Raw genomic sequence first — 11,504 nt, 5'->3', positions numbered from 1 at the left:
CCACCACATTCGGCTCACCGAATTTAGAAACATATTTCAGTATCTTATAAACTTTTCTGTCGCAGACGTGTAGCGTGGAGCCGCTTCACCCTATAGGCCTCTCGACTATCTTGAAAGGCCTCCTGTAGAAGATGGCCTCCGCGAGCTTCCTCCTCCCCGATTCCAGGATCCTCCAGAAAGTGGCCTCTGAGACCCCCATCCTCGCGGAGGCCTCGCGTACACTCAGGCCCTCAAGGTACGCGAGGCGGAAAGCCTCGACCTCGTCCTCGTACAAGACCACGGCCTCCTGGGGCAGTGAGGCCTCGCCGCCCTCTACGGGGACGTACACGACACCGTGGTACCTGTACTCGACGAACCGTGGGACGAGAGGCCTCCCCGGCCAGAACCTCCCGTGGCGTGCGCCGTAGCGTCTCCCGTGCCTAGGCAAAGGGACACCTTCGAAGAGGGCTCCCGTTAAGGTGTTGTTGGTCAAAAATACGTCACATAAGGGATTTAATTGTTTCGCGCAGGATCCTCAGGCCCTCCTTGGCCTCCTCCTCCCCGATGACGAGCGGGGGTATGAGCCTTATAGAGCTCTTCCCACACCCCAGCAGGACCAGTCCTCTCCTCAGCGCCTCCCTTACCACCCTGTTCCTGAAGCCGACGTCGGGCTTCTTGCTCTTCTTGTCTGTGACGAACTCCACGCCCCACGCCAGCCCCAGGCCCCTGACGTCGCCGACCTTCTCGAACTCCTCCTTCAGCTTAACCAGCTCTTCCCTGAACAACCCCTCTAGTCTCCTAACGTTTGGCAGGAGCGTCTTGACCACCTCTATGACTTTCAGGGCGACGACCGAGGCGAGGGCGTTGCCGCCGAAGGTGTTGCTGTGCATCCCGGGCTGCTTGAAGTCCAGCTCGGCCCTGTACACGGTTGCGCCGATGGGTACGAGGCCGCCGCTGAGGGCCTTCGCCGTTGTGATGACGTCGGGGACGACGCCGAAGTGCTCGATAGCCCACATCGCACCCGTCCTCCCCAGCCCCATCTGGACCTCGTCGTCTATTAGGAGGATCCCGTAGTTCCTCGCGAGCTTAGAGAGCTCGGCGAAGAAGTTCTTGGGGGGTACGACGTAGCCGCCCTCGCCCTGGATCGGCTCGAAGAAGATCCCGGCGAACTCGTCCGCTGGTGCGAGCTTGTCGAACACGTACTCCTCGATAAACTCGATCACCCTGTTGACCAGCTCGTCCGGGTGCTCGTACCCGTCTATACCCCACGGGTTCCTGTACGGGTTGGGGTACGGCACGTAGAACACGCCGGGCATCCAGGGGAACTGCCCCTTCTTATGCACGCTCTTGCTGGCCGTCAGGGCGAGCGAGCCGTGGGTCCTCCCGTGGAACCCGCCGATGAAGCTTATGAAGAGAGGCCTCCCAGTCGACGTCTTGGCGATCTTGAGGGCGGCCTCGTTCGCCTCCGTGCCGCTGTTGCCGAAGAAAACCTTCTTCGGGAACTCGCCCGGGGTCTCCTCGGCGAGCTTCATGGCTAGCCTTACCTGGTAGGGGTTGTAGAAGTCCGTGCCGGCAGCGTGCGCTAGGACGTTTGCTTGCTCCACGAGGGCCTTGACCACCTCCGGGTGGCTGGGGTAGCCGAGGTTGTTCACCCCGATACTACTCGTGAAGTCGAGGTACTTGTTGCCGTCGACGTCGTACAACCAGACGCCCTCCCCCCTCTCGATCACTAGCGGTAGGTTCTCGGGGTCGTGGGTCGTTGTCGCGACGTACTTGTGGTGCAGGTAGATCCACTCACTAGACTTGCCACCCATTCTGCTCAACCCTTCGGCATTGTATGATTTATACGCCTACGGTTTATATAGTAGAGCTTTGCCTAGCCTATACGCGAATAACGAGGCGTAGCAGAGGTGGTTCAGGGCTATATCCTCCTGACGTGGGGGAAACCGAGGATGTCGACGAGCTCCTTCATCACGGCTAGCGTGGCGACCACGAGCGCCTCCCTGAAGGCCCTGGCCTCCGGGTCCGGCTCGCCCATCACCCTGTGGGACTCGTAGAACTTGTTCACTAGGTTGCTTAGGCTCATCGCGTACTCCAGGACCTTGTTGGGCTTCAACTCCCTGTACGCGGACAAGACGACTCTCTCGAACTCGGCCAGTGCGTCCAGGATCTGCTCCTCGACCTCGCTGGGCTTGTAGCCGCCCCACTGGAGCGAGGAGGCCTCGGACTTAAGCCTCTCCATGTTCTCCAGGGGCTCCAGCCCCTTCAGCTTCCTGAGGATGCTCTGTAGCCTCACGTAGGAGTAGAGCACCGTCGAGCCGTACAGGGCCTCCTCCAGCCTTGACGGGTCGAACGTTAGCACTTTAAAGGGCTCTACGGAAAGTAGTAGCCCCCTGGCGTTCGCGACCGCCAGCTCTCTCAGGGTCTTCTCGACGTCCTCCCGAGCCGCCGGCTCCAGCGCCCTGGACTTCCCGGTCTCGTAGTAGACCTTCGAGACGACGGCGTAGTAGTCCTCAACCAGCTCGTCGAGCGTGTAGTAGACCCCCCGCCTACCGCTCATCCTCATACCCTTCAGCTTCACGAGCTCGTAGACGAAGTGCACCAGGTTCCTGGCCTCCCTCTCGTATCCGAGCAGGTATAGGAGGGCCTTCACCTGCTTCTGCTCCCTCGACTGCTCGCTGGCTATGACGTTATAGACCACGTCGGCGCCCGTCTCCCTGAACTTGAACACGCTGTAGGATACGTCCCTCGTCACGTACAGGGTAGTCCCGTCGCTCCGCTCGATGATGAACTTGCCCGGCCTGTCGGGGCTGAAGAGCTCCCTGACGAAGTCGTAGTTCTCGGCAGCCTGGTCTAGGTCTACAAGTAGTGCGCCTGCCTCCCTCCTCGCGAACGGCTTCGACTCCACTATCTTCACGACCTCGTGCGCCCCCTCCAGGACCTCCTTGGAGCTCTCCCAGTCGAAGGCGTCGAAGTGGATGTTGAGTCTGTCGAGGGTCTCCTTGAACCCCTTGACCACGCTCTCCGAGACCTCGTGGAAGAGGCTCAGGGTAGCCGGGTCCTCCTCCTCGCACCTCTTCATGAGCTTCCTGACATCGTCCAGAGCCTTCCTGTCGTCGAGGATCCTGGAGGACAAGGCTAGGTAGACTTCGGGTGCCCGCACAGCGAGCCTCCTGACCAGGAAGGACACCTTCGCGTGTTCCCTCCACAGCTCGGTGTACCGCTCCAAGCTGTCCTTCAAGGCCTTCAACTCGGCCGAGTTCGCGAGGGCCTTCTCGATACCCGACAGGACCCTTGTTAGTCTCCTCGCGACCATGGCCCCGCTCTTGTTGAAAGACCTCATAGCTAGCAGAGACCTGAGTTCGTCTAGGGCGCTCCTAGGCACGGCCCCCTCCCTCTCCGCCCACTCAACGAACCTAGCCAGCGCCTCCCAGTACGCCTTCTCCGCCTCCCTGACCTCCCTCAGCAGTCTCCTCTCCTCGATTAGCAGGTTCGTCAGCGCGTAGACTATGCCGTACCAGTGGTCTATCTTGAACTCACCGCCGGGCTGGACGCCGGCCTCTTTGAGGATTGAGACGCCGTAGACTAGGAACGCGACCTGCCTGCCCATGTCGTTGACGTAGAACCTCCTGCTCACTCTGAACCCTAGTTTAGACAGCAGCCTCGCGAAAGTGTCGCCGATGACGCTGTTCCTCCCGCTCCCCACGTGTAGGGGGTGGACGGGGTTCGCGCTCGTGTGCTCCACTACCACGACCCTCCCCCCGCCCACGCTCCTCAGCCTCTCCTCGACCCCTCCACGGAGTATGTCGTCCAGTACTACCCTGGCGAGCCTGTTGAAGTCGATCGTCAGGTTCAAGTAGCCGTTGACAAACTCGGCTTTAGCAACGTAGCACTCGTCCTTGTACTTGCTGGAGGTGAGCGCCTCTATCAGCCTCCCAGCCGCGTGCGGCCAGTCCTTCTGGTCTACGCCGCCTAGCTTAAACAAGTAGTGGAGGGCGATGGAGTAGTCCCCGATGCTCCGGGAGGGGGGCCTCGACACCTTAAGCCTGCCCGTCTCGAAGGCCTCCTCGACCGCCCGCCTGTCTACACCGATCGTAGCGGGCGCGAGATCGGCGACGGCCTCGCTCAAGCACCTCGCTACGTAGCCCTGCGGTTTACTCATCCACCACTCCCATTGTGGTCTTACCTAGACTTAGTATTGAAGAAATTAAAACTGTTCACTAAGAAAAAGGCAAGGCCTAGGCCGAGGATACGAGCTCGGCTAGCTTCTTCTTAAACCTGGTCCACCACTCCACGACCGACTTCTCTCCCTCGACAGAGAACTTCTCCGTCCAAGTCTTGTTAGCGTACTCGGCGGCAGCCTTGGTCATGTAGTCGAACACCTTCCTGCTCTCCCACAAGGTGGGCTCGGCGACGTGTGACTGGTACTCGACGAGCCTCTTGTAGAGCCTCTTGTAGAACTGGAGGGTGTCTTTCAGACCGTAGTAGTCGGCATAAAGCGAGGGTAGCAGCTTCTCTGCCCAGCCCCTGTGGAACCTGCAGACCCCGGAGTCGTCTATCATCAGCTCCATTATAGCCCTCTCGTAGCTCTTGGCCGCGAACTCCTCCGGGTCTAGGAAGACGCCCGTGTAGAACGTCCAGTACCTCCCAAGGACCGGTAGAGGGGCCACCATGCCGGGTGTCCAGTAGAAGTTCGGGGTTATGTGCCCCTCCTCGCCGAACGAGGCGTAGACCGCGAGGTCTACGAACCTAGTCTTTCTCTCCTTGGTCCTCTCCTCGTAGAGGAGGTCCAGCACTTTGGCGGCCGACCTGAGACCCCTATCGGCGATGAGCCTCAGTATGGGGTTGGTGCCCCAGGCCATCGACTCGATGATCTCTTCTGCGAGGTCTGCGTTGGTCTTGCTGTGTTCCACCGTGTAGTTGAGCGGGTTGAAGAACGGCTTCCTGTGTAGCGAGACCTCCTCGGGTCTGAGCAGCCCGTTCTCCAAGGCGTCGAACACGAACGCGATCAGGTTGCCGAGCTCTATTGCGTCGAAGCCGTAGGCGTCGGCCAGCTCGACGAGTCTCTCGGCCTCGTGGAGGTCGAAAACGCCGATCATAGGCCCGAGGCCGTTGTAGGGCTCGTAGTCGGTCTTGTACTTACCCTTCCTCACCTTCTTGCACGCGACGGGGCACGGCTCTCCGCACGTCTTCCAGCTCTTCGACTCGATAGCCTCCTTGTTGAAGGGCTCCCAGTAGTACTTCATTATGTAGTTGAAGAGCTTCTCGCGCACGTCGTTGGGGAGGTAGATCATGTTCCAGTTGAACATCGGTGTCTGCGTCCTCAGGTGGGGGTAGTTGGAGCCGAAGGTGCCCCCGGTGTTCAGTTTGGGGTCGAACCTGTACTTGGTCCCCGCCTCGATCACCGCGTTTATGTACGGCTTCCCCAGCTTCTTAACGGCGTAGTCGTTGATCGCCCTGAGCTCGGTCACCTCTCTGGGCAGGTCGGCCGACCTGTCGTAGCTGCCGCTGTACGCAATAGCTACGACGTTATGAGCCCTCAACAAGACGCTACCTGGCCCGCCTCTCGCTGCGAGGTCCTCGCTCCCGAAGTCAATCTCGCCATTGAAGAGCGTCGCCGAGAAGAGCGCGCCCAGGCTCGTGTACTTTGACGCGGGGCCGACGGCCACCACCCTACTGAGGCCCCCCTTGAAGAAGTCGGGGTGCTTGTCGACCACGTACTTCGTCAGGGCGTAGGTGCCCTTGAGCCCCCTGTAGCCCCTCCACACGCTCTCCAGCTCGCCGTCCTCCACTTCGCTGAAGGAGACCTCTACAGCGCCATCCTTGTGGCCCCTCAGGAGTACTATCGTGGGCCTGTCGGCCGCCCCCTCCACCACTATGCTGTGGAGTCTTGCGGCTAGTTGGTAGGCCGCCCCGCCCATCGCGGCCACGTGGAGTCCGCGGGTCAGCGGGCTCCTGAACACGGCGACCAGCCTGTGGACTCCGTAGAGCTTGCTCCCCGCCAGTAGTCCAGTGCCGATCACGAGGGCGTTGTCGGGGTGGTAGACCGGCTTCTTCCACGATTCGTAGACTTCGCTGTGTAGCTTTACGCCCAGGCTCACCGGCCCCCTGACCTCGCTCAGGTCGTACTCTGCCAGCCTAGACGTCTTTTCGCCGGGGTTGACGAAAACAACCCTGTACTTCAGGCTCACGCGTAAACACCCCTGTTAACGCTATTTCCAATTCTCTATTCAAGCGGTTTTAAACAATACTCTCCAACGCGTTTTGGTCTTTTCAACAGGTGTTTAAACGCGTGGACGACATAGGGGCGGCCGCCTTAACACTTAAAAATCCTAGTCGTTGAATAATAGAAGAGCCAAATCGTAAGGCGATGCGCGGTAGCGGCCATGGAAATTCTGTGGATCCTAGTAGCCGGGTTAGGGGCGTTCCTCGTCGCGTGGATCGACGGGGCGAACAACGCAGCTAACAGTATAGGCGCCCCCATCGGCTCGGGGGCCCTCAGCCTGAGGAGGGCGCTCGTCTTCGCCTCGATATTCGAGTTTGTGGGGGGCGTGATCTACGGGCGCTTCGTATCGGTGACCCTGCTCAAGGGCATCGTGGACGTAAAAGCCGTGAGGCCGGCGGACCTGGTCGTCGGCATGAGCGTGGCGCTCGTCGTGACGGGGGTGCTTGTGACCCTGATAACGAGGATGAGGATCCCGATGAGCATAAGCCAGTCCATAGTAGGGGGGATAATAGGCTTCGGTCTAGCGGCAGGGGGGTTCAACGCCGTCCTCTGGCCCGAGGTCTCGTTTATCGTCGCCGCGTGGGTGCTGGTACCCTTCCTCGGTATAGCCGTGGGGTTCGCCGAGTACAAGTTGTTCAGCAGGATGAGGAGGTTCGTGACCGGTAAGAGGGCGCTACTGTCCGGCAGCGTCCTATTCTACCTCACCGTCTTCATGGCGATATTCCTATACCTGCTGGAGTCTGCGAGCCTAGAGAACCTGATATACTCCGTAACCCTAGGCCTACTCGGTGCGGCGCTGCTGACCGGGGTGTACTACCGCTACGTCTCGAGGAGGATGCCCGAGGACGAGATCGAGGCCAGGGACTTCGTGTACAAGACCCTCCTCATCTCCAGCTCTGCTACGATGGCCTTCAGCCACGGGGCGCACGACGTGTCCAACCCGAGCGGCCCCCTGACAGGCGTACTGCTCACGGTGTTCACGGGCCAGGTGCCGAGCGGGAAGGTCGACATCCCATACCCCGTCACAGTCTTCTCGGCGCTCGGCATCGCTACGGGGATACTGACGTGGGGCTACAGCGTAGTGGAGACGATAGGCGAGAAGATAACCCCGCTGAGCGTCGAGTCGGCTTTCGTCGCCCAGTTCTCTGCGTCCCAGCTCGTGCTGGTCGTCACGAGGCTCGGGATCCCGACCTCTACGACGGGGGCGATAGTAGGGGCGATAGCTGGCGTGGGGCTGGCCCGTGGGGTCTCCTTCGTGAACATGAGGCTCGTGGCCAAGATAATAGGCTTCTGGTTCCTCGGGGTCGCCTTAACAGCTCTCGCGACGTTTGGGCTGGTCTACACGATCATCTCTATCTGAAGCCAGGTCGTAATGAGGATGTGTAGGTAGTCGGCCGCCTCGGCACATGCGTCCACAGCGTTCTCGAGGTCCCTGTTGAAGTCGTGTATCAGTATGGCGAGGGTACTCGGCTTGATCACGTCCGCGTAAACGATGAGCTTCCCCCTGTTGTCGACGTCCACTTTGTCCGCCTCCTCTTCGATCTCCAGGACTTTGTTTACCAGCTCTAGGGCGCGCTTGTGCTCCCCGGCGATCAGCCTCTCGGTCGCCTCGGCCACGTGACTGGCTGCCTGTAGTACCAGGTCTGCCAGCCTGTTTAGCCCGTCCCTTATAGGGGAGGGTACCTCGAGGTAGGGCATGATCGTGAGCTCCCGGGCAGCCTCCTTGACGTTGTCGCTTATGGCGTCGAGCCTCTTGATGAAGTGGAGTATGTCCTCTTTGACGCTCGGCTCTAGCCTCGAGTTCTCGATGACCTCGATAAGCCTGAGCCTGCTCTTGTTGGCCTCGCTCCTGGCCTTCACGACCTCGGCCAGGAGGCTCCTAGCCTCGCCGACTCTGACCTCGTTGAGGAGCTTCAGGGACTTCCTGAAGAGGTCTACGGACTTAATGAGGTTCTTGAGGTACTCCCTCAGAGACTCCAGCGCCTCCTCCGGCATTATGTCGCTGAGAGATATCGGCACTATACCACCATACAGGTCTATATTAGCCCACCCTCTTATAATAACCCCCGTGTATGGAGATGAGCGGGAAGGGGGCTATCGGCCTACCCGAGCCCGACAAGGAGACCTGCTTGTCCAAGCTGATCTCGGCGAGGAGGAGTGTTAGGAGGTTCAGGGACAAGCCCCTAGATTTGAGAACGGTCTCGCAGCTTCTCTGGGTGTCGTACGGCTACGTCACCTCCAGGAGGAGGGTGGTCCCGTCCGCCGGCGCGCTGTACCCCATGGAGGTCTACCTGGCGGTGAAGACGAACGGTGTAGAGGGGCTCGACCCGGGAGTGTACCTCTACGAGCCAGAGTCGCACAGGCTGCGCCTAGTCAGGTCTGGTGACCCGGCCGGCGACCTCTACGAGGCGTGCCTGAGGCAGACGTCGGTCAGGGAGGCCCCGATAAACATCGTGATAGTGGGGGTACCCGAGAGGATCGTTGCGTGGTACGGCGACCGGGGCTACCAGTACATGGTGCTGGAGGCGGGGCACATCGGGCAGAACATATACTTGGCCGCTACGGAGATGGGCCTCGGCACCGTGGCTATAGGGGCCTTCGACGACGACCACGTGAGGAGGGTCCTCGGCCTCCGCGAGAACTACGTCCCCCTCTACATCTTCCCCGTCGGCTACCCGAGGTGAGTCACGGCTTTCCAGACTTGAGCGATAGGAACTTCTCCACAGGGGCCACCGTCAGGGTCGCGAGCCTCCTCCTGTGGTACAGCTTGACGCACCTCACGTACACCACGTAGTCCGGGTGTGTTAGCGAGACCTGCCTCTTGACCCTCTCCGCTATGACTCTTATAGCGTCGCTCGTGTGTGCCGGGAGCCTCGTCTCCCTCCAGTACAGCCTGCCGTGGAGCGTCACCCTGTAAGTCTTGTCGACGGGTATCTTCTCCTCCGCCAGCCTGCCGGCCTCCTCGGCCACCACCTCCACGAAGGGGTCTAGGACCACGTCCACGGGTACGACCCTGTAGATAAGAGGCGACAAGGTGGCGCCCCGCAGCGTGTCCACGGCCTTGTATGGGTCGGGGACCTTCGCGAGTATTACGGAGGGCCCCGTGTCCACGACCGCTAGGTCTCCAAGTATCCTCCTGAGCTCGCTCAGTACAGCCCTGTAGTTCTCGCCGCCCTGCTCGTGGGTTATGATCAGGTTGAAAGACAAGCCCTCAACCCTTCCAGACCTGAGCGTTAAATTGATGATAGCGTTTGATAAGCTTATAAAATTGGGCTGGACCCAGCTATGCCGGTATACGTTGTGACGGTCAGCGGGGAGATACCGTTAAGGTCTTCGAGGACCAGGCCGAGGTTCTACAGGAGGCTGGTCGAGAACCTGAGGGACGCCGTGGAGAGAGCCGGCGGCAGAGTCCTGGGGCACGAGGTGGTAGAGGCTAAGGTAATTTTGAGGACGGACGTCGACGTCATGGAGGCGTTGTCAAGGGTCTTCGGCGTCCACAGAGTGGGGGTTGTCGCGGAGTACCAGTTCAAGGACTTGAAGGACCTGGTCGCTTGGGCGAGCAGCGAGGCCAGGGACCTCGTGGCTAACAAGAGGTTTGCTGTGAGAGTCAAGAGGAGCGGCTCCCACGACTTCACCTCTCTGGACGTGGCGAGGGAGGTGGGGGCGGCCCTAAAGGAGTACTCGGCCGGCGTGGACCTGGAGAACCCGGAAGTCACGGTGGAGATAGAGGTCAGGGGGAGTAGGGCCTTCATCTACAAGAGGGCCGCCGAGGGGCCCGGCGGCCTGCCGGTGGGTGTCGAGGGGAGGGCCCTAGCCCTGTTCAGCGGCGGCTTCGACTCCCCGGTAGCGGCCTGGCTTGTGGCCAAGAGGGGCGTTCAAGTGGACTTCCTACACTTCACCCTGGGGTCTACGAGGGCCACTTACCTAGCCTTCAAGGTGGCCAGGGAGCTATCGAGCAGGTGGCTGCACGGCTACAGGCCCAGGTTCGTGGTAGTGGACTTCAGGAAGGTCGTGGCAGAGGTCGCCTCGAAGGTGGACTGGCCCATGAGGCAGGTGGTCCTGAGGGCGCTGATGTACACCGCGGCGAGTAGGCTGGCGGTGGCGGGCGGCTACAACGCCATAGTTACGGGGGAGTCCATAGGGCAGGCTTCGAGCCAGACCCTCAGGAACCTCCAGGCCGTGGAGGAGTATGTTAAGCCCTCTAGACCAGTCCTCAGGCCGCTTCTGGGCTTCGACAAGGAGGAGATAGTGGCGCTCTCGAGGAGGATAGGGCTCTACGAGCTGTCGTCCAAGGTCCCCGAGGCCTGCGCAATAGCGCCGAGCAGGGTCGAGACCCACGCTACAGCTGGGATGGTGGAAGAGGAGGTGAGGAAAGTAGACATGGCCCTGGTCGAGAGGGCGGTCGAGGGGGCCAGGTCCTTCGATACGTTGTCCTCGAGGCCCGACGACGTGATACCGAGCGACGACGTCGAGATCGACTTCATACCAGAGGACGCCCTGTTAGTGGACGCCAGGGAGTGGAGGGGGGTAGACGACGGGTCTCTACCGGGCGCGATACCTCTCTCCAGGTTAGACCCGGACAATGTGCCCCGCGACAAGGTGGTGGTCGTTTTCTGCGACACGGGCGCGATAAGCGCGGTGGTAGCAGAGATGTTGAGGAAAAAAGGGTTGAGGGCTTACAGCCTCAGGGGCGGGCTGAAGGGGTTCGGTGAAGGAGGCTAGTTGTGGTTCTCGTAGTCCAAGAACTCGATTAAGGAAAAGACCGCCTTGAAGCGGGAGATCATCTCAGCCCTCCAAGCGACCTCGTCGTAGTCCTCGTTGATCTGCCTATACGCCTCCACTACGTGGTCCAAGACGGGCATTATGGGCGTCTCGCGCTCGTAGACAACCCTGTCCTCCACTTCGTCGTATATGACCGTGAGGTCGCGGTCGCTGAACCTGTAGACGTTGATCAAAAGCCACCTCTTATCCTTGCCCCTGTAAAAGACCTCGGTGTGAACAAGCTTGGGCTCGACGTCCACGGACCCCGACATCTTCTCCCCACTTCATTCTCCATTAGAGTAGGCTCCTTGCTATAGTGGAGGTGTTTTAAACCTTGCGGAGGGACTTCCACGGTGTTATAATACAGTATATGCCCTGAATACAGTATGCGCCCCCTCAAGTCCGCAGGATACTATTTAAAGCCCCACCTAGAATATAGTGTCTGTGAAGGGCCCGTCGCCTAGCCAGGATAGGGCGCCGGCCTCCTAAGCCGGAGGCCCGGGGTTCGAATCCCCGCGGGCCCGCGTACGCTTATTAG

The 11,504-nt window shown here is 60.3% G+C and carries 10 protein-coding genes and 1 tRNA gene; 4 read left to right on the top strand and 7 right to left on the bottom strand.

Going from position 1 to position 11,504, the window contains the following annotated elements:
* Nucleotides 1–85: 85 nt before the first annotated feature.
* The 4 genes from ACP5VX_RS05170 to ACP5VX_RS05155 all read right to left on the bottom strand — a co-directional run bounded on the left by ACP5VX_RS05170 (nucleotide 86) and on the right by ACP5VX_RS05155 (nucleotide 6,170).
* Nucleotides 86–427: a DUF134 domain-containing protein gene (locus ACP5VX_RS05170; RefSeq protein ID WP_428724823.1), complete on the bottom strand. Its 342-nt coding sequence runs from the start codon at nucleotides 425–427 to the stop codon at nucleotides 86–88.
* 52 nt (nucleotides 428–479) lie between these two features.
* On the bottom strand, nucleotides 480–1,793 hold the full coding sequence (locus ACP5VX_RS05165) for an acetyl ornithine aminotransferase family protein (protein WP_428724824.1): 1,314 nt from the start codon (nucleotides 1,791–1,793) through the stop codon (nucleotides 480–482).
* A gap of 107 nt (nucleotides 1,794–1,900) precedes the next feature.
* Nucleotides 1,901–4,141: an arginine--tRNA ligase gene (gene argS, locus ACP5VX_RS05160; RefSeq protein WP_428724822.1), complete on the bottom strand. Its 2,241-nt coding sequence runs from the start codon at nucleotides 4,139–4,141 to the stop codon at nucleotides 1,901–1,903.
* A 76-nt stretch (nucleotides 4,142–4,217) separates the two neighbouring features.
* Entirely contained in the window at nucleotides 4,218–6,170 is a 1,953-nt protein-coding gene (locus ACP5VX_RS05155; protein WP_428724821.1) for an aldehyde ferredoxin oxidoreductase N-terminal domain-containing protein, read from the bottom strand.
* 195 nt (nucleotides 6,171–6,365) lie between these two features.
* Between ACP5VX_RS05155 and ACP5VX_RS05150 the strand changes: the two genes are divergently transcribed.
* The gene (locus ACP5VX_RS05150; RefSeq protein WP_428724820.1) at nucleotides 6,366–7,565 is read left to right on the top strand and encodes an inorganic phosphate transporter; all 1,200 of its coding nucleotides are present in this window, start codon (nucleotides 6,366–6,368) and stop codon (nucleotides 7,563–7,565) included.
* On the opposite strand, the gene ACP5VX_RS05145 is transcribed toward ACP5VX_RS05150, so the two are convergent.
* Entirely contained in the window at nucleotides 7,544–8,224 is a 681-nt protein-coding gene (locus ACP5VX_RS05145) for a DUF47 domain-containing protein (RefSeq protein ID WP_428724819.1), read from the bottom strand. The genes ACP5VX_RS05150 and ACP5VX_RS05145 overlap by 22 nt on opposite strands.
* Before the next feature lie 59 nt (nucleotides 8,225–8,283).
* Here ACP5VX_RS05145 and ACP5VX_RS05140 point away from each other — a divergent pair, with 59 nt between their 5' ends.
* Entirely contained in the window at nucleotides 8,284–8,889 is a 606-nt protein-coding gene (locus ACP5VX_RS05140) for a SagB/ThcOx family dehydrogenase (protein WP_428724818.1), read from the top strand.
* 1 nt (nucleotide 8,890) lies between these two features.
* Here the strand turns inward: ACP5VX_RS05140 and ACP5VX_RS05135 are convergent, their stop codons facing one another.
* Nucleotides 8,891–9,412, bottom strand: coding sequence for a hypothetical protein (locus tag ACP5VX_RS05135; RefSeq protein WP_428724817.1), 522 nt, complete (start codon nucleotides 9,410–9,412; stop codon nucleotides 8,891–8,893).
* 78 nt (nucleotides 9,413–9,490) lie between these two features.
* Here ACP5VX_RS05135 and thiI point away from each other — a divergent pair, with 78 nt between their 5' ends.
* Nucleotides 9,491–10,927, top strand: a complete 1,437-nt coding sequence (gene thiI / locus ACP5VX_RS05130) for a tRNA uracil 4-sulfurtransferase ThiI (protein ID WP_428724816.1) — start codon at nucleotides 9,491–9,493, stop codon at nucleotides 10,925–10,927.
* On the opposite strand, the gene ACP5VX_RS05125 is transcribed toward thiI, so the two are convergent.
* Nucleotides 10,924–11,238: a hypothetical protein gene (locus ACP5VX_RS05125; protein ID WP_428724815.1), complete on the bottom strand. Its 315-nt coding sequence runs from the start codon at nucleotides 11,236–11,238 to the stop codon at nucleotides 10,924–10,926. The two genes, thiI and ACP5VX_RS05125, sit on opposite strands and share 4 nt — an antisense overlap.
* Nucleotides 11,239–11,415: 177 nt before the next feature.
* Between ACP5VX_RS05125 and ACP5VX_RS05120 the strand changes: the two genes are divergently transcribed.
* A tRNA-Arg gene (locus tag ACP5VX_RS05120) sits at nucleotides 11,416–11,490 on the top strand.
* Nucleotides 11,491–11,504 lie beyond the last annotated feature (14 nt).

This window comes from Thermogladius sp. (genome assembly GCF_049970955.1).
Lineage (GTDB): Archaea > Thermoproteota > Thermoprotei_A > Sulfolobales > Desulfurococcaceae > Thermogladius.
The sequence above is the reverse complement of the archived record's forward strand: the minus strand, read 5'-3'. Positions and strand labels throughout refer to the sequence as shown.